The sequence below is a fragment of the Paenibacillus sp. ov031 genome, assembly GCF_900143165.1.
Classification (GTDB): Bacteria; Bacillota; Bacilli; order Paenibacillales; family Paenibacillaceae; genus Paenibacillus; species Paenibacillus marchantiae.
On the sequence record NZ_FRDO01000001.1, the window covers coordinates 1,215,106 to 1,239,601 of the forward strand.

Annotated in this window: 16 protein-coding genes; 15 read left to right on the forward strand and 1 reads right to left on the reverse strand. The window is 46.5% G+C overall.

The window, feature by feature from the left end:
- Positions 1-12 precede the first annotated feature (12 nt).
- The 15 genes from BUA17_RS05265 to BUA17_RS05335 all read left to right on the forward strand — a co-directional run bounded on the left by BUA17_RS05265 (position 13) and on the right by BUA17_RS05335 (position 23,560).
- Positions 13-1,392, forward strand: a complete 1,380-nt coding sequence (locus tag BUA17_RS05265; RefSeq protein WP_063565043.1) for an ABC transporter substrate-binding protein — start codon at positions 13-15, stop codon at positions 1,390-1,392.
- A gap of 71 nt (positions 1,393-1,463) precedes the next feature.
- Positions 1,464-2,357 carry a carbohydrate ABC transporter permease gene (locus tag BUA17_RS05270; protein ID WP_024631712.1) on the forward strand — a complete coding sequence of 298 codons (894 nt, stop codon included), beginning with the start codon at positions 1,464-1,466 and terminating at the stop codon, positions 2,355-2,357.
- A 12-nt stretch (positions 2,358-2,369) separates the two neighbouring features.
- Positions 2,370-3,188 (forward strand): carbohydrate ABC transporter permease, encoded by an 819-nt coding sequence (locus BUA17_RS05275; RefSeq protein ID WP_062319098.1) that lies wholly within the window; start codon positions 2,370-2,372, stop codon positions 3,186-3,188.
- Between the two features lie 40 nt (positions 3,189-3,228).
- A complete protein-coding gene (locus tag BUA17_RS05280) occupies positions 3,229-5,988 on the forward strand; it encodes an alpha-mannosidase (RefSeq protein WP_072732824.1) in 2,760 nt (919 codons plus the stop codon).
- A 123-nt stretch (positions 5,989-6,111) separates the two neighbouring features.
- Complete coding sequence (locus BUA17_RS05285; RefSeq protein WP_072732825.1) at positions 6,112-11,667, forward strand: glycosyl hydrolase family 28-related protein; 5,556 nt, start codon at positions 6,112-6,114, stop codon at positions 11,665-11,667.
- Positions 11,668-11,712: 45 nt separating this feature from the next.
- On the forward strand, positions 11,713-12,936 hold the full coding sequence (locus tag BUA17_RS05290) for an enolase C-terminal domain-like protein (protein ID WP_072732826.1): 1,224 nt from the start codon (positions 11,713-11,715) through the stop codon (positions 12,934-12,936).
- Between the two features lie 34 nt (positions 12,937-12,970).
- Entirely contained in the window at positions 12,971-13,813 is an 843-nt protein-coding gene (locus tag BUA17_RS05295) for an NAD-dependent epimerase/dehydratase family protein (protein ID WP_072732827.1), read from the forward strand.
- A 33-nt stretch (positions 13,814-13,846) separates the two neighbouring features.
- Positions 13,847-15,538 (forward strand): carbohydrate-binding protein, encoded by a 1,692-nt coding sequence (locus BUA17_RS05300; protein WP_083584586.1) that lies wholly within the window; start codon positions 13,847-13,849, stop codon positions 15,536-15,538.
- Between the two features lie 52 nt (positions 15,539-15,590).
- Positions 15,591-16,919 carry a family 43 glycosylhydrolase gene (locus BUA17_RS05305; RefSeq protein WP_072732828.1) on the forward strand — a complete coding sequence of 443 codons (1,329 nt, stop codon included), beginning with the start codon at positions 15,591-15,593 and terminating at the stop codon, positions 16,917-16,919.
- Positions 16,920-17,255: 336 nt separating this feature from the next.
- A complete protein-coding gene (locus BUA17_RS05310) occupies positions 17,256-19,727 on the forward strand; it encodes a family 43 glycosylhydrolase (RefSeq protein ID WP_244552074.1) in 2,472 nt (823 codons plus the stop codon).
- Positions 19,728-19,944: 217 nt separating this feature from the next.
- Positions 19,945-20,865 carry a deoxyribonuclease IV gene (locus tag BUA17_RS05315; RefSeq protein ID WP_244552075.1) on the forward strand — a complete coding sequence of 307 codons (921 nt, stop codon included), beginning with the start codon at positions 19,945-19,947 and terminating at the stop codon, positions 20,863-20,865.
- A 101-nt stretch (positions 20,866-20,966) separates the two neighbouring features.
- Positions 20,967-21,311, forward strand: a complete 345-nt coding sequence (locus tag BUA17_RS05320; protein WP_024631702.1) for a YojF family protein — start codon at positions 20,967-20,969, stop codon at positions 21,309-21,311.
- Positions 21,312-21,334: 23 nt separating this feature from the next.
- Positions 21,335-22,009 (forward strand): bacillithiol biosynthesis deacetylase BshB2, encoded by a 675-nt coding sequence (gene bshB2, locus BUA17_RS05325; protein ID WP_072733489.1) that lies wholly within the window; start codon positions 21,335-21,337, stop codon positions 22,007-22,009.
- Positions 22,010-22,188: 179 nt separating this feature from the next.
- Positions 22,189-22,821, forward strand: a complete 633-nt coding sequence (locus BUA17_RS05330) for a hypothetical protein (protein WP_072732830.1) — start codon at positions 22,189-22,191, stop codon at positions 22,819-22,821.
- Positions 22,822-22,846: 25 nt separating this feature from the next.
- Complete coding sequence (locus BUA17_RS05335; protein WP_083584587.1) at positions 22,847-23,560, forward strand: hypothetical protein; 714 nt, start codon at positions 22,847-22,849, stop codon at positions 23,558-23,560.
- Positions 23,561-23,677: 117 nt separating this feature from the next.
- Here the strand turns inward: BUA17_RS05335 and BUA17_RS05340 are convergent, their stop codons facing one another.
- The gene (locus BUA17_RS05340) at positions 23,678-24,490 is read right to left on the reverse strand and encodes an undecaprenyl-diphosphate phosphatase (RefSeq protein WP_063565034.1); all 813 of its coding nucleotides are present in this window, start codon (positions 24,488-24,490) and stop codon (positions 23,678-23,680) included.
- Between the last annotated feature and the right edge of the window lie 6 nt (positions 24,491-24,496).

Here is a 24,496-nt window from a genome sequence, read left to right on the forward strand (position 1 = left end):
GGTGGTTAAAGGATGAAAAAAAGAGCAGGCATGATCGTTACTTTGATAACTGTTTTCTCACTCATTGTAAGCGCTTGCGGTGATGCGCAGTCCGGGGGGACGGAACCCAAAGCGAGTAAAGAGCTGACGATGTGGACGTGGAAGGTTGCTTACACGCCAGGGATTGAAGCAGCTGCGAAATTGTATGAAGAGAAAACAGGAATCAAAGTCAAACTCGAGACCTTTACACCAGATGATACGTATCGCCAAAAATTCCAGGCGGCAGCCAACTCCAAAAATTTGCCGGATATTGTGAACTGGTGGGCAACGGCAGGCGATTCCATCGAGAACTCAGTGCTCGAACTGTCAGGTGAAGTCGACGATGATCTGTTGAACAGCTACTACAGTGCTGCAATGGACCCGATCATTGTCACACAGAGCCAGGTTGATTCCTGGAAAGAAGACAAGAACGCCACCACAATTCAAAAGTCACTGAAGACTGGCCAGTTCTACGGACTGCCGCTTGATATCGGAGGATTCTTTACCTTCTATGGTAACAAGAAGCTGATCGAAGAAGCAGGGCTGACAGCCGAAGCGCCCAAAACGTGGGAAGAGTTTGTCACCATGATGGAGACTGTCAAAGAGAAAACAGGTACTCCTGGGCTTGTGTTTGGTGCAAAGCTGCCTGATCTGTGGGAGAACTGGGCCGGTTCGGCACTGTCCATCATGCTGAACGAACCTCAAGGTTATATTGATCTGCTCGAAAGAAAGTCTAAACTAAGCGACCCTTCAAATCTGCCGGTAGTGAAAGCGATGGAGACACTGGCAAACAAAGATCTGCTTATGCCGGGAATTTTGTCAACGGATATTGATGGAGCAGACCAGGCGTTTGCTGCTGGCAAAGCCGCTTTCGATCTCGGTGGTTCCTTCACGATGTCTACGTTACTGGCTATGGGAATGAGTCCTGACGATATATTCACCTTCCCGGTACCTCCGCTTGAAGGATCTAAAATTAACAGCTGGACGACTGATCCATTCACGTTAACGATGTTGTCAGTAAATAAAGATTCGCAGAACAAGGCTGAAGCGCTCGATTTCATTAAATTCCTGACAGGGGATCCGGATGCTGCTGTTGCTTTTGCTAATGCGGCGTATACAGTACCTGCGCTGAATCTGGGCGATCGTGCAAATGATTTGGATCCGAACTTGAAATCAATTTCAGATGCATTCGCTGCTGAGCCTGGTCCATACAGTCAAGCTTCACCAGCGATCAATACGTACCGTGGCAAGCACAAAGAGTGGGAAGTGTATGCCCAGTCCATGCAATCCATGATCGAGAAAAAGATGACTGCTGAACAAGTCGCCAAGAAATTCGACGATACCATGGAAAGTCTGAAAGCGAGCGGGAACTAGAACACCAAAGCAATCGGCAAGCCCCGTAAGGGGCTGTCGATTGCCAAATTGAGAGCAAAAGGTGATTGATCATGATAAAAAGTCGAAATAAGTGGATGCCGTATCTCTTTTTACTGCCTGGCGTGCTTTTGTTTCTAGCCATCGGCGTGTATTCGGTCGGATTCTCGATCATGCTCAGCTTTTATAACTGGTCCGGGATTGATTTTTCCACCGCAAGGTTTGAAGGTCTGGCGAATTTTCGTCAGTTCCTGCTCGGTGATGATCCGATTGTAACCCGGAATTTCTATAATGCCGTTCTGCACAATCTGATTATTGCCGTTTCACAGGTTGTGGTCGTCGTTCCAATCGCACTTGTGCTGGCTTTTGTGCTGCAAAATACGAAGGCAGCAACGTGGTACCGGACGATTTATTTTCTGCCGATGATCGCATCTGGCGTAGCTATCTTTTATGTATGGAAAGGCTTGTTTGAACCTAGTGGAGCATTCAACTCACTCTTCCTATGGATGGGCTTGGATTTCCTTGCTGTACCTGGTGGAATGTTAGGGAGTTCGTCTACTTCTTTACTCGGTATTATTTTGACATCAATCTGGGGCGGTCTGCCTGGAACACTGATTCTGTACTACGCTGGTCTGACTTCCATTGATCCGACACTGTATGAAGCAGCAAGTGTGGATGGTGCCAAGAAAACAACCATGATATTGAAAATTACCTGGCCGTTACTGAAGCCAATCACGCTTATTGCCGTCATTCAGATGGTGAACGGAGCCTTTCAGGCCTTTGAGAATGTGTTCATCATGACAGGCGGCGGACCAGCTGGCAGTTCGGAGGTTATTGGTACGCTCGTGTACCGTACAGCTTTTCTAAACAATGATTATGGTCTGGCCAGCGCTATCGGATGGGTATCATTTCTGATTACAGGTGCCATTGCCATATTCAGTATTCGCTCATTCAAGGCAGACATCTAAAAGGAGGAGCACATGGTCAAATATATTAAGCATATCATTCTAATCTTGTACGGATTGACCTGCCTGTATCCTTTTGTCTGGATGATCGGCACTTCGCTGAAGACATCACAGGATGCACTAGCCAATCCACAGAGTCCGTTTCCACAAGCTGCACCATTGTGGTCCACATTTGGTGACGTATGGAACAAATTGAACTTCTATCAGTTTTTCATCAACAGCGTGATCGTAAGTGCAGTCGTGATTATAGGCGTTATTCTCATCTATACCATGATGGCCTATTCGTTTGCCAAATTTGTTTATCGGGGCAAAAAATTCATCTATTACACGTTTATTGCCTTGCTGCTCGTTCCAGGTGTAACCACATTGATTCCGCTATATATCAATATGACCAATCTGGGGCTGCAAAACACGTATATTGGCATGATTCTGCCCATGATTAATGGTGCTGCACCCTTCGCCATTTTCCTCTTCACCAGTTACTTCCGCACAATCTCACATGAGTTATACGAGAGCGCCGTCCTGGATGGATGCAACAATTTCAAAATCTACTACAGAATCTATCTGCCATTAGCGTTGCCAGCTATCGGAACCATTGCGATTCTGAACTTTATCGGAAGCTGGAACAATATTTTGTGGCCGATGATCATCGTGGATAGCCGGGATATGTTTACGTTACCAATGGGACTCATGTATTTGGATTCATCTTCATTTAAGAAATGGAATGAACTCATGGCAGGGGCTTTGATTACGGTCATTCCAATCCTGCTTGCCTTCCCGTTCATGCAGAAGATGTATGTCAAGGGCATGACGGTAGGTTCAGTGAAAATGTAAATACACAACAACTAAATCATACAAGATTGGAATGAAATGAATGACTACAAAAACCGCACATATTGTCGCACATTCTCACTGGGACAGGGAGTGGTATCTATCCTTCGAGAAGCACCGAATGTTGCTCGTTCAGCTCATGGAGGATTTAATAGAGACGTTTGAAAATGACCCGGAATTTACGAATTTCCATCTGGATGGGCAGTTTATTGTGCTGGAGGATTACCTGGAAATCATGCCGCACAGGTCGAATCAGGTTCGCAAGTTAATTGAAGAGGGCAAGCTGATTGTCGGTCCATGGTACATCCTTCAAGATGAATTCCTCGTCAGCAGTGAAGCCAATGCACGCAATCTGTTAATTGGTATTCAAGCCTCAGAACAAATGGGAGGATATGCGAAAATCGGATATTTCCCGGATTCCTTCGGCAATATGGGTCAGGCACCACAACTCATTAGCCAAGCAGGCATTGAGGTAGCTGTATATGGACGTGGAGTGAAGCCAGTTGGATTCAATAACGAAATTCAGTCTGGCAATGAACATACCTCCAAATACTCGGAGATGTATTGGGAATCACCCGATGGTACTCGTGTACTGGCGATCCTGTTCGCCAATTGGTACAACAATGGCATGGAAATTCCGGTGGAACCAGAGAAGGCGAAAGTTTACTGGGCCGAAAAACTGGCTGCAGCAGAAGAGTTTGCTTCAAGTCCGGAACTCCTGTTCATGAACGGATGCGATCATCAGCCGCTCCAGAAGGATCTGACACAAGCGTTAAAAACAGCCACCGAGATTATGCCAGACGTGACGTTTCGTCATTCCAGCTTTCCCGAGTACATTCAGGCTTTGCAAAAAGCGAAACTCCAATCATTGGACGTCATTCGTGGTGAACTTCGAAGCCAATGGACCGACGGCTGGATCACACTTGTAAATACTGCTTCAGCAAGGGTGTATATCAAACAGCAAAATGTAAAAAGCCAGACGTTACTGGAGAAAGTGGCTGAGCCATTGGCAGTCATGGCCTCTCTGTCTACAGGCCTTTATCCACGGCATGAGCTGTTATATGCCTGGAAGACATTGCTGAAGAATCATCCTCATGACAGCATCTGCGGGTGCAGTGTTGACGAGGTCCATAGGGAAATGATGACCCGATTTGCCAAATCGCAAGAAGTGGCTGAAACCATATCGGTTCAGAGTGCTCGTATAATAGCTGAATCCGTGGATACATCTGGCTTTGACGCAGATTCTGCGTTGCCTTTTGTAGTGTTTAACACTTCGGGACATCGTCGATCCAATGTGATTGTAACTAGGATGGACGTTGAGCGACGTTACTTTGACCACCAGCCTCCGCATGAAAAGTATCAGGAATTTAAGCGCGAATATGAAGCCTTTGACCCGAACGATTGGGTTGTATTGAACGCGGAAGGCATGCAAGTGGAAGCCGTGATCACACCCGTTGGACCGACATTTGGATATGATTTGCCGGATAATCGATTCCGTCAACCTTACTGGGCATATCAAGTGGATGTAGAGCTTCATGTCCAGAACATCCCTGGTTTTGGATATCATAGTTTTGCTCTTGTGCCTAAGAGTTTTTCTGGAGAGAATGCGCTTAGCGAACTGACTACCACTGAACTTGTTACAGAAGAGCAAGTGATGGAGAACGATTATGTGCGGATCGAGATTGCGGGGGATGGATCGTTTACCATGTTGGATAAAGTGAACGGTCGTAATTATACAGGGCTTGGTATTTATGAGGATACGGGGGATATCGGAAATGAGTATATGTACAGACAACCGGATCAGGAAGCTCCGTTAACTACGCAGGGACTTCCTGCCCAGATTAAGCTGGTACATCATACACCCCTGAAAGCCGTTTATGAGATCGTGCATAACTGGAAGCTCCCGGTAGGCGCTGATGAACTGCTGGATGAAGAGATCCGCTCCATGGTTCCATTTCGTTACCGGAAATCCCGCCGGTTAGACGAAACTAGAGAAGTGAGCATTCGTACAGAGCTAAGCCTTGAAAAAACGGGACGTTCGGTTGGCATTAAAAGCTATATCGATAACACGGTTCAGGATCATCGAATTCGCATGTTGTTCCAAACGGGACTCGAAGCAAGTCATGTTACCGTTGACTCTATTTACGAACTGGCCCAACGCCCGATACAGCCGGAAGCGGAATGGAGAAATCCCAGCAATGCGCAGCATCAAAATGCATTTGTCAGTATCAGTAATGGTCGTGAAGGGCTGACGATTGCGAATAAAGGTCTTAATGAGTACGAAGTATTGGCTAATCAAAATACCATTGCTGTGACACTGCTGCGTGGGGTACGCGAGCTTGGGGATTGGGGAGTATTTGCAACGCCGGAGGCCCAATGTCTCGGACAGCACATTATGGAAATGGAGCTCATCTCACATGATCTGGATGTTATTGAGTCCGAGGCTTATGAGCAGGCGTACCAGTTCCCGGTTCCCTGGACCGTTCAACAGACAGGGGTACATGGTGGTACGTTACCCGTTACCCACGAGTTTTTGCAATGGGAAGGTGATCATCTCGCTTTTAGTGCGCTTAAACGGGGCGAGGCAAATGATGACATGCTGTTCAGGGTGTTCAATGTATCATCGGAGACGACTTCACTGAAGGTAACGCCTTCGTTTGAGGCTAAGGAAGTGTACGAAAGTACAATTGTTGAAGATCAAGGTGAAGCCATGAAGGTAGCGGATGAGGGAAGTTATGCTTTGACTGTGGGACCAGCAAAAATTCAGACGATCGGCATTCAACCCACAACACGTTTAAAATAAACAATTCAGTCTTGGAGTTCTCTCCACTGCTGCGGATTGAAAACGGATGCATCATGTTCCACATACGACAACCCTGTTTTCGTGCAGCTTGATTACATGATCAAGTTAATGGGAGGTACGATTGTGAACAAACGATTATGGTTAGGTGCCAGGTGTACCATTTCAGTGCTGTTGACTATTGTCATGTTATGTTCAGGGCTATACATCACACCAGCAACCACACACGCGGCAGCAGAGGGGGAAGATGTTACTGAACAGGGAGACGTCCATCTAAATGATGTGTCACCTGACTCGGTAAGTATTACGTTGGGGGAAACTCCTGTGCAGCAGGGCATAACGGCTCGTCCCGGCGATGGACCTCCAGCAGGTCTTCAAGTGGGGACGTTTGACGGCAAGGATTATTGGAAAACCAATCAGACGGTGAATCCAACAAATCCGGCCGATAACATCCTGTATTTTTACTTTAATGTTGCGGATGAATATTTGTTTGAAAATACCGATCAGGACGTGTTCGTCACTGTTGAATATTACGATAGCGATAGTGGAGCGTTGTCTCTGCAATACGATTCGAAGCAATCCAATTTCAAGGATGCTCCTTTGTTCCGGTATGAAAATACGGGAACCTGGAAGACACATACCTTCAAGCTCAGCGATGCCAATTTCGGTAACCGCACTCATGATGCGGATTTCCGAATCGGGGTTAGCGGCGCAGGGGCACCAGCCAACAATCCGGAACTTCATCTGGCGAAAGTAACCGTCCATAAGCAACCTCAGCAGCAGTCGGGTATTCAGACCAAGGTCTATGATACGGAATTCCCTACATCAGATATCGTCATTGCAGATCGAAGCGTAACCGATTATGGAGCAATAGGGGACGGGGTCTCAGACGATACTCAAGCATTCAAAGAATCGCTGGCAGTAGCCGGAAATCAAGGTGGGGGAGTTGTGTTCGTACCATCTGGAACCTATAAATTAACCGGAGAGCTGGTTATTCCAACAGGCGTTACGCTTCGCGGCGATTGGGGGAATCCCGACGAGCATGGCGGGTTAGTCAAAGGTACGATCCTTGCTGTATACGGCGGCAAAGGTCAAGCTAACGGGAACAGCTTCATAAAGATGGAACCTTCTAGTGGGGTAACACATGTGTCGATCTGGTATCCCGAACAGAATATGAATAACCCGGTGGCCTATCCATGGACGATGGAACAGCTTCCAGGTGACAGTGCCACGGTGAAAAATGTAACACTCGTCAATGCGTACCAGGGGATTAAGATTGGCCCGGAATGGAACGAACTTCATTATGTGAAGGATGTATACGGCACCACACTGAAAACCGGTATCTTTCTGGATTTCACAACAGACATTGGGAGACTGGAAGAGCTTCACCTTTCCCCGAATGTATGGGCGAACTCTGGTTTACCAGGAGCACCTGAGCAATCTCAATTGCGTGAATATATGATACAGCAATCAGAAGGTATCGTAATGGGGCGCTCGGATTGGGAGTATATGTCGAATATTCATATCTCGGGTTATAAGACAGGGATACGAATCACGACAAGAACAGGAAGCCTTGAAACAGCCAATGCGCAGCTGTATAAAATTCAGATCGACGACTGCAACGTAGCGCTGAAGATTGAAGGCGTCAATGATTATGGATTGCTGGTGACAGATAGCCAATTCGAAGCGAGTGCTGGTCCGAATCCTGTTGCCATTTATGCAACGGAAGGCTTTCACTCCATTGCCCAGTTTAACAGCGTAACGGTGGGCGGGGAGCCCAAACATGTGGTGGTGAATAAAGGGCGTGGAACGTTGTCCTTTGAGAGCAGTTCTTTCGAGAATTGGGGTGAAGGAAGCGGAGATTACGCCATAGTTGCCAAAAGTGGTTCGCTTATACTGGGTAGTTCTACCTTCGCGAAGCCGGATCGGCACCTGCTTCTTCAGGGAGATGTGGCAACAATCAATGCCATACATTCCGGACACGAAGGCAACCTTGCAGTGAACGATGAAAGTACCTCGGCGGAACTGAACATCCATCAGGAAGAAAATTTGGTGTTGGAAACGATCCCTAATGTTCCTTCAGTAGATATTGCTGTGCAGCCCAAGCCGGGTACTCGCGAATTGTTTAACGTAGTGAGCCAGCCCTATTTGGCTGATAACACAGGGAATACGGATTCATCGCAAGCCATTCAACAGGCATTGAATGATGCCGAAGCAGCAGGTGGAGGAACGGTCTATATGCCGGCTGGCATATACCGCGTCGAACAGGCTTTGGTGGTCCCGACTGCCGTAGAACTGCGGGGCAATTATGATGTACCTCATCATACGATCGGGAATGGAACCGTTATTTTTACGAACTATGGAGAAAACGACCCGGATGCCGATGCCTTCATTCAGCTGAAGCAAGCAGCTGGATTACGCGGATTATCCATCTATTACGATCAACAAACATGGTCTGATGCCAATCCGGTGAAGCCTTATGCCTGGACTGTGCAAGGTCAAGGGAAAAACGTATACCTGATCGATACAACCTTAGTTAATCCCTATCAGGCTGTCGACTTCGGCACCTATGATACAAGTGGTCATTATATCGATTATGTAGCGGGATCACCGCTCAAGGAAGGCATATATCTTGGTGGCGGGTCAGACGGAGGATACATGCGGAATGTGCAGTTCAATCCGCATTATTATGGTCGGAACAATTATCCGAATCATCCATCGAATGATGAAGAATTTAATCAAATTTGGAATTATCAAAAAGAGAATCTGGACGCCTTCCGTATTGGGGATGTTACCAATCAGGTTATTTTCAATACATTTGTATACGGATCAAAGTACGGTATTCATTTTGAAGAACAGAATGGAAGAGGGCCCGAAGCTGTCGTTATTGGTCATGGCACGGATGGCAGTAAAAAGGGAGCCGTATTACAACATGCGGGAACAGCTGGTCTTTCGTTTATCAATACAGAGCTTGTTTCCATGAGTACAACAGACAAGGTATACGTGGAGGTTGGGCCAGACTTTGGTTCCAAAGCGGTGTTCTTCAATACGTCCATGTGGGGAGACACAACAAGATCTTTTGATATTCACGGAGGAGATATCCGCATACAGCAGGGAAACTTCACAAACGTTGGTGAAATCGGCATTAATGCAATCGGTGGTGATATTACCCTCTACAATTCCTATTTTCAACAGCCACGTACGAATCATGTGGTTGCAGGTCCAAACGTAGAGAAGATGGTGATATCCAACAACCTGTTTAATGGCGGTTTTCAGATTGAGAATGAAGCCCCTCCTGGAAAAGTGACGGGTACCAATCTGTTTCCTTTGGCACTCAAACTGAACCAGCTTGGGTATGATCCATCCAGACCAGGTGATCCCGGAAGCACGCTGACTTTGACTAATGTTGCAGGTGAGGCTTTGCTTAAAGGGCAGATCGAACTGATTGAACCGAGTGTGTATCAGGCGATGTTTAAGCCAGTACGATTTGAGGGGCTGGGCATTGGGAAAAGCAAGGATGTGGCGCTTCCCTATATATCAAGTGACTTGCTCAAATTCAGAGTAACGCTTGAAAACGGATTCCGTTATGAGACTTCAGTCAAACTGTCACAATCCTTTGCGGCACAAAAAGATGCTGTTGGAACGCTGCCATTCATTGAGGTTTCCAGTCCGGAGCATTACAACAGTGTCGGTGGAAGCTGGAGAGGTCCGAATGACCTCAGCATTCAAGCTAAAGCAAGTTGGGATGCGGAAAATTTGGTTCTCAAGGTGGACGTCAAAGACGATATTCACCATCAATCCAATACCAATGGCGATATATGGCAAGGAGACAGTTTACAGCTCGGTATTGACCTTGGTAAAGAGGATGGTGCGGCCAGCAAACAGGTGAATGAGCTTGGTTTTGCACTGAATCAGGAAGGTGTCATCACGAAATGGAGATGGCGAGCTCCGGAAGGGGTTTCACCAGGATTACTGGAATCCGCATCAGCAAACATTACCCGGGACGAGACGACTCATATTACTCATTATCAAATTACGCTGCCTTTTGCAGCACTTCATCAGGAAGGATATTCATTCCAACCTGACAAACCTATCGGTTTTGCATTGCTTGTCAACGAAAACGATGGCGAAGGACGATCAGGATTTATGGAGTTTAATGGAGGGATCGGTACAAGTAAAGATGCACGATTATTCGGAAACTTGTATCTGCTTACGGGTGATTATGTGACATTGTTGGAGCAATCGGCCGAGGCGAGTGTTCGTACTGCGGAGCAAAAGAAAGATGTTACCTCTATAGATACAGCAGCCAACTTTGTCACTCTGCTACCAGCCGGCACGTTAAAGTCCTCATTACTCGTGAGACTCGCTGTTCTTACATCAGGTTCCAATCCGAATCCCGGGGGAACCAATCCACAGCCAGGCTCGGGTTCTGGTTCGCAGCCAGGTGCTGGAGGGGGCCCTACGACTGGAGGGAAGAATGAACTAACACCCGCCGCTCCTGGTGCTACAATGCAGCTTCAGCCCAAGCTGAATAGGGCTGCTGCATTGGCAACAGCCGAGCTCACCAACAAGATGATGGAGGATGCATTCAACCGCATCACCCCTGATCAGGACAGGAAAAAGAAGCTGATTGTAGATATCGAATCCGTAGATGGTGCTGAAGGGTATGCTCTGACACTTCCATCCAGCTTTTTGCAGGAAGTACCATCTACCCATTGGTTGGAGATTCGAACAGCATGGGGAGTGCTGCTGGTTCCGAGCAATTTGCTGGCCAATACCAAAGGAACGATTGGAGAGCGTATTAACTTGGTATTAAGTAAGGCTGATCGAAGCACTTGGAGTGCCAAGATGAAATCAGACTTAGGAGAGCGGCCGGCGATTTCATTATCTGTGATATCGGATGGAAAATCCGTTGCATGGCAAAATTCCAATACGCCAATCACAGTAAGTTTACCCTATCAGCCTAATGTAACTGAACTGCTAGATCCGGAAAAACTCGCTGTACAACGTATCGCGGATGACGGGCAAATGATCTCCATTCCAAATGGGAAGTTCAATAAAAAATCGGAACAAATGATTTTCAAGACACGGCAAAACGGAGTTTATGCAATCACTCAGGATAATCGAACATTCCAGGATATACAGGAGCTATCATGGGCCCGCCATGCCATCGAAGTTCTAGTGTCCAAAGGGGTTATTCGTGGAATGACAAAGGCAGAATATCAGCCTCAATCCATGATCCGCCGAGCGGATTTCGTAACTCTGCTTATCAATGCCTTAGAATTACAACCAGATCAGGGAACCAAGGTGGAACGCTTCGCGGATGTACCTGAGCATGTTTATTACGAACAGTCCGTGAATACCGCAAGAACGCTGGGCATCATTCAAGGGGCAGGCGCGGATCGATTCTCGCCAGCGTCTCCAATTACCCGGGAAGAAGCAGCTGTTATGATCTACCGAGCTATGCAAGTTATCGGGATGCAGCCTCCTCCTGAAGGTGAATCCGGTCTGAATGACTATAAAGATACTCATTTGATTAAGGCATATGCCCGCGATGCCATTGATTCATTAACCAAATCAACAATAATGGAAGGAAGCAATGGCAGCTTCCATCCGGAAGATACAATGACACGTGCTGAGACCGCAGTGCTGCTGTATCGTTTATACAACCGTTTGCCTTAAATCTTCCGATAGGATTGAAATGGAGCAGATGAGGAGAGTGAACACATGGCTAAAATTACACGGATAGAATGCATACGTACAAGGCACGACGGAAGCTGGACCATTGTGAAGATTTCGACGGATCAGGATGGTCTTTACGGATTGGGTTCTGCTTCCGATCTTTATAATCCCGAAGCGGTGGTACAGGTCATCGAGCAACTGCTGGGACCATTACTCATAGGGAGGGATGCATCCCAGATTGAAGATTTGTGGCATCTCATGCATATGAGCGGATATTGGAGAAATGGGGCAATACTTCATACGGCCATTGGTGGAATTGACATGGCCCTATGGGATATCAAGGGCAAGGAAGCGAATCTACCGGTATATCAATTGTTAGGAGGGGCCTGCCGTTCGGCAGTTCCCTGTTACGGCCATGCCGGTGGTGCTGATATCAGCGAGCTGAAAGAGGATGTATCTCGTTTTATGGAAGAAGGATACACGGTCATTCGAGTGCAGATGGGAGGTTACGGTGGCGGGGGATTTGTCAGCGGCAAGGACGCGAATTTGCCGCGCGAGCCCTGGAGCAGCGGTCCTGTATTCGATGAACATGCGTATCTGCATGCGATCCCTGACATGTTCGAGAAGTTGCGCCTGGAATTTGGTAATGGGATTCAGTTTACCCATGATGTGCATGAGCATTTGTCCCCCATTCATGCCATTCAGCTGTCGAAGCGGCTGGAACCTTATCATCTTTTCTTTCTGGAAGATGCACTTGCTCCGGAACAGATCGGTTGGTATCGACAGCTGCGTCAACAGAGTGCTACGCCGCAGGCCGTGGGAGAATTATTTGTTAATCCTCAGGAGTGGACTGGTCTGATTCAAGAGAAGTTGATCGATTTTATCAGAGTTCGGGTATCGAAAGCAGGCGGAATCAGCGCTTGTCGCAAGATCGCTGCGCTTGGCGAAGCCTACGGAGTACGAACAGCCTGGCAGGAGGGTGGGGAGAATGATCCTGTTAACCAGGCAGCTGCTGTCCATCTGGATATGGCCCTGTGGAACTTTGGTATCCAGGAAATCAATCATTTTAAACCTCATGAGTTGCAGGCATTCCCGGGACATATCGTCAGAGAGGGCGGATATCTATATCCTTCCAACAAACCGGGACTGGGCATTGAACTGGATGAAGTGAAGGCCAGATCATTACTAAGTGACTCATGGGATCACAACAAATATCATCGGCCGTATCCTCTAGACCGCAAAGCGGATGGGACATTGGTGCGACCCTAACGAAGTGACAAGAACAGACAGGAGAGATATAGGAATGAAGACGATTGCAGTTACAGGCGGAGGCGGAAAGCTGGGTTCACAGGTCATTGAGAAGCTGCAATTACAAGGTCATGATGTCGTATCGCTGGATAAACACCTGTCTGACCGGGTGCGTTGCAGACAGATTATTGTCGATCTGAACGATTATGGTCAAGTCGTGGGAGCACTTGCCGGAGTGGATGCGATCATCCATCTGGCCGCAATTCCTGCGCCGCTTCACTACCCTCACAGCTACATTTTCGCTAATAATACACTTTCCGGATACCATGTGCTGGAAGCAGCCTCTTTGCTTGGTATAAAAAAGGTGATCATGGGCTCCAGTGAATCATCCTACGGATTTGCCTGGGCCAACAAACCCTTCGCTCCCGATTATTTCCCGGTGGATGAACAGCATCCGCAACAGCCACAGGAATGTTACGGCCTGTCTAAGATCGTTAATGAGGTCACTGCAGAGATGTTTCATCGTAGAAGCGGGATGCAGGTAATTTCCCTCCGTTTTTCAATGATTGTGGGACCGGGAGAGTACAGACATCTGGCTATTGCGAAGGCGGAAACGTTCAAGCACATATGTTGGAGCTACATTGATATCAGGGATGCCGTGGATGCTTGTTTGGCTGCTCTGCACGCCGATTATGATGGGGCTGTTCACGTTAATGTTACCGCTAATGATACGTTAAGTGATCGGCAAACGACAGAATTGCTCGCCACCTTTTATCCTAATGTAAAAGATCTACGGAGACCTTTCTCTAGTCGAGAAGCCATTGTTAGTAATGGAATGGTGAAAGAGCTTCTGTCCTGGGGCCCGAAGCATTCGTGGGCGGATGAAGAACAGGAGTAGCTTATACGCAACTAAAATGAATAGGGGGATAATATGCTAAATTTCATGCAAAAAAACAAGAAGGTTTTGGCTTTTGCAAGTGCGGCATTATTGATTCTTACGTTGTGTTTGTCTATTTCACCTTCCATCGTATCGGCAGCTTCCGCGTTTAATCAAACGCAGGCTTCCAGTTATAACAGTCAATCCGGAGTCCAACTGGAAAGTTCCAGCGAGGGAGGGCAAAATGTCGCATTTATCGACAACGGCGATTACATTGTATTCAACAATGTGGATTTTGGCAGCGGTGCCAATTCAATCGACGTGAGAGTAGCCAGTAATAACAGTGGCGGTACAATTGAGGTCCGTCTGGATAGCCTAAACGGGACACTCGCGGGAACTGTTGCTGTTCCATCTACGGGCGGATGGCAATCCTGGCAAACGAAGTCCGGGTCAATCAGTGGTGCCACTGGTGTACACACAGTCTATCTTAAATTCACGGGCGGAACCGGCAATTTATTCAATCTACTCTGGTTCAAGTATAGTGCTTCCGCCGCAGGCAGCGGAGGCGATGTCGTAGGCAAGCTGTATGCCGGGTATCAAGGCTGGTTCAACGCAGCCGGAGACGGTTCACCGAACGGGGGCTGGGTGCACTGGTCCAAAAATAGCAGTGCGCCATCAGCAAATGGCAACGTGAATTTCGAGTTGTATCCAGACCTTCGCGAATATTCCAAGCTGTATCAGACAAGTTTGGCGAACCTCGGTAATGGTTCTCCTGCCAAATTGTTCTCCTCTTACGATCAGGAGACGGTCAACAAACATTTTGAGTGGATGCAAACCTACAATATCGATGGTGCAGCATTGCAACGGTTCGGCGCAGATGAGAGTGACACACCTAACAACTGGAAAAGCAACCGGGACAGCGTAGCCGTCAAGGTTAAAAATGCCGCGGAATCTTATAATCGCAAGTTCTATGTCATGTATGACATTACGGGCATGAATGCGAGCAATTGGGTACAGGCAGTTAAGCATGACTGGACGACCAATGTTGTGAACAACATGCACCTGCCATCATCTTCGGCCTATGCGAAGCAGAATGGCAAAATGGTTGTCTGCATCTGGGGTATTGGCTTCACGGATCGGCCGGGTACTGCAGCAGAGGCGGCCGATTTGATCGGTTGGTTCAAAAACCAGGGGATCTATGTCATCGGTGGCGTGCCTACGTATTGGAGAACGGGAAATAACGACTCTCGATCTGATTTTATGAACGTCTACAAATCGTTGGATATGATCTCGCCTTGGTCCGTTGCCCGCTTCGGCAATATTCAGCAAGCGGACAGCTTCAAAACCAATCAGCTTCAACCTGATCTGGCTTTCACACAGCAAAATGGAATTGACTATCAGCCAGTGATCTGGCCGGGTTCGGCTTGGTCGAACATGACTGGTGGCCCAAGAATTGAGAATCCGCGTCTGCATGGAGACTTCATGTGGAGGCAGGCCTACAATCTGAAGAGCATCGGTATCAATACCGGATATATCGCGATGTTTGACGAGTACGATGAAGGTACGGCTATTGCCAAGATGGCAGAGAACAGCTCCATGATTCCAACCAATCAATATTTTCTAACGCTGGATGCCGACGGTGTTGCCGTATCTTCAGACTTTTATCTCCGACTTGCAGGGGATATCAATCGCATGTTCAAAAACCAGATTCCAGTGACGGCAAACCATCCAACAAGTCATCAATAGAGCCCAAAGGGCATGATTTTAACAAGTTCGTATACGTTCAGGAGGATTAAAAATGACTACTAATGATATTGGCTTCGAAACCACACGCCAAAAGACTACATCCATGAATCCAGCAATCACATCTATATATACAGCAGATCCTTCGGCCCATGTATGGAACAACGGTAAAATTTACATTTACGCATCTCATGATATGGACCCAGCCAGAGGTTGCGATCTCATGGACAGATATCATGTTTTCTCCTCGGAGGATATGGTTCACTGGTTGGACGAAGGGGAAATACTCCGTTCAGACGACGTTTCCTGGGGCAGACCGGAGGGCGGGTTCATGTGGGCGCCTGACTGTGCATACAAGAATGGGACCTTTTACTTCTATTATCCGCATCCAAGTGATTCGAACTGGAATGATTCCTGGAAGATCGGGGTTGCCACCAGTAGCTATCCAGCGCATGGCTTTACGGATCAAGGGTATATCGAGGGGCTTGGCGGGTTTGCACTGATTGACCCGTGTGTAATTGTAGACGATGACAATAGCGCCTATATCTACTATGGTGGCGGCAGTGTCTGTCTGGGAGGCAAGCTCAATGAAGATATGATGTCACTGGAGAACGGTATGACAGAAATGCAAGGACTTGAGGATTTTCATGAAGCGGCCTGGGTGTTCAAAAGAAACAATCTTTATTATCTTAGCTATGCGGACAATCTGGAAGACAACAACCGTATGAGATACGCAACAAGCGAGAATCCGCTTGGCCCATGGACGTACCGAGGCATTTTTCTGGAGCCGACAGGCTGTTCCACGACCCATGGCTCTGTAGTAGAATTCAAAGGGCAATGGTATCTTTTTTATCACAATCAAGCGATCTCTGGAGAAGGTACGCTGCGTAGCGTATGTATCGACTATCTGGAGTTCGATGAAGATGGTTCCATCAGACCTGTGGTTCAGACAAGGGAAGGTGTATCGTCCGTTGGTCCAGCCCCGGTTCCTGCACGGCAACAGAAAGTTTATGCAGGTGCAGCTTGTCATGTTTTTGGTGGAGCTGAAATCAGGATATTGCAATCCGGTCAAACCGTGGTCGGGAATCTTCAATCCTCAGAAGCGTACGCCTTGTTTAAGAATATAGATGGAGGCGAAGGCGGCAGAGCATCGATTGAGCTTCATTATGCGACAGGTGAACGACTGGCCAAATTGCATCTGACGATTAATGACCAGGACTATTCCTTGCTGAATGCGCTATCCACTGGCGGTTTGCAGGAGTTCGACGGAATCACCAATATCACCGTTCATTTGGAGCCAGGTAATGTTAACACAATCCAAATTTCAGGTGGACATGGCGAGATCAATCTTTTAAGTCTCACCGTTACCCCGTTGTTGGATTAATACGTAAGAAACGGGATAGACGTTTAAACCTCAGGAGAGTTTTCCTGAGGTTTTTTCTGGTTTATATGAACGAGTGAGTTCTAAAAAAAGATAAGCACTTTTTTTCAACAAAATGCCAAATAAATGACAACGAAATGTTATTTCTATTTATAACTTCTTACTTTATGCTAGATTTCAACACCCGATGAAGAGACTCGATTATGTCTGTACATACGGTTGTGACGGTTAGCCGTTGTGCAGAAGAAAACAAGTTCTTCGGATGTAAGACAGAAGCGCACGTAGAGAACCTTGATGTATTTGTAAGCGGTAACAAAAAACAGACTAGGAGGAAATCATGTGAGGAAGAGTCGTCGATTCATGTTCACGCTGTTGGTCATTTTATTAATGGTTTCGTCAGTGCCACTCCCTGCCACAGCCTATCAAAATCCGCAAACGTTACCGGATGAATGGGGACAATATGGACTCGGGGACCCCTATGTATTGAAATTTAATGGATACTATTACCTGTATGTAAGCACAAGAGATACGGACGACGGTGTCAAAGTCTGGAGCTCCAAAGACCTGGTGAATTGGTCGTACCGTGGATTAGCTGCAACAGATCCCATTACGCACGGAGCTTATGCTCCTGAAGTTGTTTACTGGAATGGCATGTTCTACATGTATACATCACCTGCCGGAAAAGGACATTACGTGCTGAATAGCACAAGTCCTACCGGACCCTTCAATGTAGTAACGGGCAACCTTGGAAAGTCGATTGACGGTAATGTGTTCATTGACGATGATGGCTCGTTCAGCTTCTATCACGCAGCACAGGGCCGCATAGATGCAGCACCGATGAGCAGTCCGACTGAGATCGGAGTGAGTGCGTCTACAGGCGTGGGGATGGGAGGCTGGACTGAGGGTTCAACCGTCTTCAAACGAAATGGAAAATACTATATGACCTATACAGGTAACCACGTATTTAGCAAAGGATATCGGGTGGATGTGGCAGTTAGCACGACAGGTCCGAGGTCCGGATATGTTACTGATAGCACAAACCCGGTATTAATTCGTACAGAGGGTCCAACCGTGGGATTAGGACACAACACTGTAGTAACAGGACCTAATCTGGACACTCACTATATGATGTATCACAATTTGGAAGGTAACGGAATCATTGGACCGCTGCGGCATCTGAACATGGACCGAATTGTATGGAATAACGACAAGATGATCGTGCAAGGTCCGACTTCAACGGATCAACCCAATCCAGAAATGCCTGTTTTCTATGACTACTTCGATCGTTCTGCAATCGGAAGTAATTGGTCCAACGTGAACGGTGGTAATTGGGGCATCTACAATCAGGAACTCATGTGGCAAAATTCAATGGGCAGCTCAACTTGGTATAAACAAGTGACGGCTTCGAGCAGCGCATCGGATTATACGGCTGAATTTAACATGAAGGAAATGAATCGGGGAACGTCCACCAATCCGAGATACGGCGCTACATTCTCCTATACGAATGAGAACAATTACGGTGTTGCGCTGATCAGTTCGAAAAACAAAAGACTTGAGACATTTTTCCGAATTAACGGAGTGGATCAGGCTTGGCAAACATTCGATCTGCCTGCCGACTTCAATTATTCGAAATGGCATAACATAAGGATAGAAAAATCGGGATCAACGTTTAAATACTACGTAGATGGTATGTTCAAAGCAACGCGTACTGCCAATGTAGGAGCAGGCAAAATTGGTGTTCTGACAGAGGATACACATGCGGACTTCGGCTATACTGCTTTTAACAATGATGTGAACGGAAGCAGTGCATGGAATGCCTCCAAGCCGATTCCAGGAACAATCGAGGCCGTTCATTATATGAAAGGAGGCGAAGGTGTCGCTTATCACGATACAACGGCTGGGAACCTGGGCGGGGCTTATCGTACCGATGCCGGGGATATTCGCCTGAATAACGAAGGACTGTTCAACTTAGGCTGGAATCAGACGGGAGAATGGTATAAATACAAAGTAAACGTGGAGTCAAGTGGATATTACGATATTGATTTTCGCATGGCTACCTCGTTGGACGGGGCTCAGATCCGAGTGTGGGATGGTTCGACCGACTTAACGGGTATCGTCAATGTACCTAATACGGGCGGATGGGATAATTGGAAAAACATATCGAAGAAAAAGGTCTACTTAAATGCTGGACAACGGGAATTAAAGGTTGAATTCGTAACAGGCGAGGCTGATTTCTCAAGAATGACGTTTCAGAAGAATGTTGATGTGACAAGTGTAAGTGATAATTTTAACGACGGCGACGATAATGGATGGACACGGTTTGAAGGAACGTGGGCTGTAGAGAATGGTGAATACAGTGCAGCGAGCACCGGACCTGCCAAATCTACATTTGGAGATTCAGGATGGGCAGATTATACGGTCGAGGCGGATATTAAGATGATTGACTCAGGGGGAGATGGGGGGTTACTTGTCAGAGTGTCCAATCCATCCCACGGCACAGAACGAGGTCAGAACAATTATGATGCTTTACAAGGATATTACGCCTATCTGACCACAAGCGGAGTTAGTCTGGGCAAGATGAATTATAATTGGGCGCTCCTCAAGAGCAACGCGCAATCATATTCCACCAATACCTGGTATCATATGAAAGTTGCCGTTAATGGTACAAACATCAAAGTTTATGTGGATGATATGGTCACTCCGAAGATCGATTATACGGACAACAGCTTGAATCCGTTCACGCATGGCAAAATCGGTGTTAGAACGGCAAACAAGCATACACACTTCGATAACGTATTTGTTACTCCCTGAACCGGAAGCCAAGCGTTGAGAATGAAAATGGTTGTAACGAGAACTGAAATGCATATCAAGCCGCCAATTGGCGGCTTTTTTGCCTTAAACATGTAAGTTATTGCGACCAAATGATGCCTTCCTCTGATCTCCTTCACCACCGTCATTTCCCATTAGCCAATCCAACCCATTTCATTGATAATTGAATGATGGTTTCAACAGGAGAGGGTGGTTGGTAATGATGAAAAGTAGTGATCTGCTGATTGGATCGCATGTATCCTTTGGAGGAAAAGAGATGCTTCTTCAGGCTAGTAAAGAAGCCGCTTCTTACGGTGCATCTACTTTTCTGATGTACACTGGCGCACCGCAGAATTCGAAACGAAAATCTATTTCGCAATATAATATAGAAGCAGGTCATTTGCACATGAAGCAGCATGGCATTTCCAATATTGTCGTGCATGCTCCATTCCTGATTAATCTGGCGAATAGTTGCAAACGAGAGGTGTTTGATTTTAGCGTACAATTCCTGCGAGACGAGATCGAACGAACGGCAGCGCTGGGATCAAATCAGCTTGTTCTTCACCCCGGGGCCCACGTAAATGCTGGATTGGACATCGGTATTCGACAAATAATCCGGGGATTAAATGAAGTATTACAAGACGATAATCACCCGGAGGTACAGATTTCGTTGGAGACGATGGCGGGAAAAGGAACAGAGTGCGGAACAAGCTTTGAAGAACTGGCACAGATTGTCGATGGCGTGCAGCGGAATGAACGGATTTCCATATGTCTGGACACTTGTCATGTTCATGATGCCGGATACGATATTGTTGATAATTTTGATGTGGTACTTGAGCAGTTTGATAAGGTGCTTGGCCTTGATCGATTAAAAGTACTGCATATCAATGACTCCAAGAATGTGCGGGGATCGAGGAAAGATCGCCATGAAAACATTGGGCACGGACATATCGGACTTCAGACTTTGGATAATATCGTACATCATCCCCAGCTCGTGTCAATTCCGAAACTGCTTGAGACGCCGTCGATTGGCAAAATAAAATATAAAAGTGCACCTTATCGACATGAAATTGCCCTGTTAAGAAGAGAGTGCTCCGAACCCGTGCAGAAGGAAGAGGATTCTTTAGAAAACAGTAAATAGAGAGTATTCCAAACATTCGCTCACTCATTCCATGTTTATTCTCACGGGACATATGTTAAAATGGATGTAGAACGTTACTTTTTATTAAAAAGGAGGCCGCCATGCAGCCAATAGAGCCTCAAGACATCCAACACCGGATCAATCAACTTCTCGATCAGGACCTATATTTACACCTCGAACTCACGTCAGGTGCTTACGCCAGTCACTTCGATAGCACAAGGCATCCGGGGTCGGCATTCATTTCCAATGCGGTCATACGATATACGCAAGGATCTATCTCGGGCACAGGCCCATACCGAGTTGGTTTAAAAACCACTCACGGCTGGATATACGCTGAAGGACTTACACACATTGACGAGCTGGAACAAGAACGACTCATTCTGGCTGGTCACGATAGTCAAGGAAAGCTGGTTGTAGCTTTACAACTTAGTCGGGAATTGTTCTGATGAAAGCGGAGGATCAAATAAGCATGAATAACAAACAGATTGAACATCAGCGCATTTTAGTTGTGTTTCCCCATCCCGATGATGAAGCATTCACTGCTTCGGGAACGTTGGCGAAGTACATAGAAGGCGGTGCTCAAGTCACTTATGCTTGCCTGACTCTAGGGGAGATGGGACGTAATATGGGCATCCCTCCATTTGCCAACCGGGTCACCTTGCCAATAATCCGTAAGGATGAACTCATAGAGTCCTCCAATGCGATTGGTATTCAAGACTTAAGGATGCTCGGTTTTCATGATAAAATGATCGAGTTTGAAGACCCTGAGCTGCTAGATGGCCACATCTTAGCCCTGATCAAGGAGCTTAACCCTTCACTGGTCATTACTTTCTATCCGGGGTATAGTGTGCATCCCGATCATGATGCAACCGGAGCCGCGGTTACGCGAACGATTGGTCGATTGCCCGCAGAGGAGAGACCTATTGTGTACTGCTGCGCATTCTCGAACAATCACGAAGAGAGTATCGGGAAAGCGGATGTGATTGAAGACGTGAGCGGATTCCTTGCCAAGAAAATGGCGTCGATTCGAGCTCACCGTTCACAATTCCAAGCGCCGGAACTTGTCGGCAAGGGGAATTTGGACGATGAACAAATCCGAAATCGGTTTGGAAGAGAAGCATTTTGGACCTATAAGTTCAATTAATTTTACAATCTGTACAATCTAAATTACGTAAAAAGTCGCCATTATGGCGACTTTTTTTCGTTTTAAACATAACATATTGTTCAGGTGGAGAATGGAGTGAGTAGGGGCAATCGTATGGTTTCCATGCGCTTCCATGGGTAATAACATATTGACCATTAAACTTGTAAGGAGTGATACAATTGAAAGAACTTCGTTCTGTTTTTATTAAAATCCCGATACTCGTTATGTTTGTTGCACTTACAGCTTGCTCTGGAGAAACAGAGCTGCCTGCAACCTCTGAACCATCAGCACCAACAAATGAGTCGGTTACAGCTCCAACCACAGAAAATGAGGAAACATCTGAAACGACACGACCGCAAACAGAAAGTTTTGATTTGATGACAGGGGAGGGGAATTCATCACAAACGGCCACCTTGCATCAAGGGGAAGGTTTTACATTGTACGTGTTCGAGAAGTTTTCTTTTGATGCTGCCAAAGGCCGCTTGTCGCTGACAAGCAATCCCGACTACTATGTGGATATTGAACCACTGCCCTCAGATTATGATCTGGAAAAGCTTAAGACAACTGGTCAAGAGAACTTGGAAAAATTCGGTGCGGTGACTGATTATAGTGGCGAGTTGATTGAGCACCCGCTTGGTTTCGCCGAGCTTTATCTTCAAGCTTCAGGTGAAAAAGGGATAAACGATTATATGGTCTGGAAATCAGAAAAAGGTGACGCTTTTTTATTCCGTCTTCACAATCCCAAAGGGGAAGAAGCTTCCGATTTCGCTAGTCCGGTCCTTGTTTCCTTATCTACGGTTCAGGGCGAATAGTCGTCATCGTCATCTTAAGGAGTGAATGGACATCGTAATGCCAAAAATGCGAAGAAAACGAATCATTCGAATTACTGCGATAGTCATTTTACTTTTGCTCATAACGTGCATCGCATTTGTTTATGTTAATGACAGACCTGGCGGACTAGCCGATCGGCGCATGTCCAAAGCAATGGGAATGAGTGAAACCATGCATATTCCTATAGGAAAAACTGCTGAAGAAGCGATCCGAAAGTTTAGAAATAATGATGATTCATTACAAATCATTCATCAAGAACCGGTAGACGGCGGCATAATTTTGTTCAAACAAAAAACGGGTCAGGAAAATAACAGCAATCTTCAGATGGAGTATGCTCGGAAAATAATATTCGGATGGAAGTGGGCATGGGGTGGCGGATATTCCATTGGTGAATCATCTCAATTCACGTCTGCACTGGATTACATGAGCATACCTGAATTGAGTCACATATCGACACCTTTCCCTATGCTGTTTGGACATATATTAGACCCGGCTATTCAGCGTGTAACAGTCGAGTTTGAGGGAAATGAGAAACCAGTAGTTGCCGAAGCCAAGTTGGTTGAGGTGGGGCCGGAAAGCATAATCTGGTTTGTATCACTGCCCTCGTCTGCAACAATTCCGTATGAAATGAAGGGATTCAACGATAAAGGAGAAATCGTAACCCATAAACAAATGGATGATCCGAATGGCATGGGCGCCATGGTTCTTGGAGAACGTTAAAGAGTGTTCGTACGGAACCTGCGAGTAGGGCGAGATCGTCAAGTCTGGAAGACAATAAAAAGGGAACAACCCACTGTTTAGGGTTGTTCCCTTATACGTTACAAGGAAAATTCGGGTTTACAAAAAAATAAGTAAAAGAATTCCGACTACGAAGCAATAGTATGAAAAGTAAATCAAGTTCCCTCTTGCCATAATTCCCATGAACCATCTCATTGAAAAGTAGGTTACGATAAGGGTCGTAATGAACGCTAAAATGTAAGGTATAGCTAACTGCGCTCGGTGCGGATCGGTTACAATGTCAGAAGCCCCTAATATTACCCCGCCAATGCTGATCGGAATGTAGAGCATAAAAGAAAATTTCAACGCCGTTTCTTGTTTCATCCCGACAGCAATAGATGCAATCACTGTTGCACCAGAGCGGCTTATTCCCGGAATAAGAGCCACCGCTTGAGCCAGACCCACCAGTACTGCGTCTTTCGCAGACAAATCCCCATCTCTTTTGCGCCCGCGAAGGTTTCGAATAAGCCACAGCGCAACCCCTGTGATCAGTAAACTAATCGCAACCGTATAGACAGAAGTGAATATTTCTTCAATTTTATCCTTGAATAGCACAGCCCCGATCGCAGCAGGCAGGGTACCAATGATTATGTATAGACAAAACATAAAATCTGCTCTGTACTCCGCATTGCGAGAGACTAGAAATCGCCAGCCTCCTACAATAAGTTTTTTGATATCTTCCCGAAAAATAAACATAATGGCAATCAGTGAGGCTGTGTTTGTCAAAATTTCAAAGGATAATCCGTTCTGCTGCATGCCAAGCAGTCGTTGAACGATAATCAAATGTCCGCTTGAAGAAACCGGAATAGGCTCTGTAGCCCCTTGTACGATACCTAATAACACATATTTCAACCACAAAATAAAGTCTTCCATTGTATC

Excerpts from the sequence above, each read along its gene's own strand:
- BUA17_RS05265 (WP_063565043.1), top strand. The coding sequence starts at position 13 with ATGAAAAAAAGAGCAGGCATGATCGTTACTTTGATAACTGTTTTCTCA.
- BUA17_RS05295 (WP_072732827.1), top strand. The coding sequence starts at position 12,971 with ATGAAGACGATTGCAGTTACAGGCGGAGGCGGAAAGCTGGGTTCACAG.
- BUA17_RS05270 (WP_024631712.1), top strand. The coding sequence starts at position 1,464 with ATGATAAAAAGTCGAAATAAGTGGATGCCGTATCTCTTTTTACTGCCT.
- bshB2 (WP_072733489.1), top strand. The coding sequence starts at position 21,335 with ATGAATAACAAACAGATTGAACATCAGCGCATTTTAGTTGTGTTTCCC.
- BUA17_RS05335 (WP_083584587.1), top strand. The coding sequence starts at position 22,847 with ATGGACATCGTAATGCCAAAAATGCGAAGAAAACGAATCATTCGAATT.
- BUA17_RS05290 (WP_072732826.1), top strand. The coding sequence starts at position 11,713 with ATGGCTAAAATTACACGGATAGAATGCATACGTACAAGGCACGACGGA.
- BUA17_RS05280 (WP_072732824.1), top strand. The coding sequence starts at position 3,229 with ATGACTACAAAAACCGCACATATTGTCGCACATTCTCACTGGGACAGG.
- BUA17_RS05300 (WP_083584586.1), top strand. The coding sequence starts at position 13,847 with ATGCTAAATTTCATGCAAAAAAACAAGAAGGTTTTGGCTTTTGCAAGT.
- BUA17_RS05340 (WP_063565034.1), bottom strand. The coding sequence starts at position 24,490 with ATGGAAGACTTTATTTTGTGGTTGAAATATGTGTTATTAGGTATCGTA.
- BUA17_RS05320 (WP_024631702.1), top strand. The coding sequence starts at position 20,967 with ATGCAGCCAATAGAGCCTCAAGACATCCAACACCGGATCAATCAACTT.
- BUA17_RS05305 (WP_072732828.1), top strand. The coding sequence starts at position 15,591 with ATGACTACTAATGATATTGGCTTCGAAACCACACGCCAAAAGACTACA.
- BUA17_RS05315 (WP_244552075.1), top strand. The coding sequence starts at position 19,945 with ATGATGAAAAGTAGTGATCTGCTGATTGGATCGCATGTATCCTTTGGA.
- BUA17_RS05275 (WP_062319098.1), top strand. The coding sequence starts at position 2,370 with ATGGTCAAATATATTAAGCATATCATTCTAATCTTGTACGGATTGACC.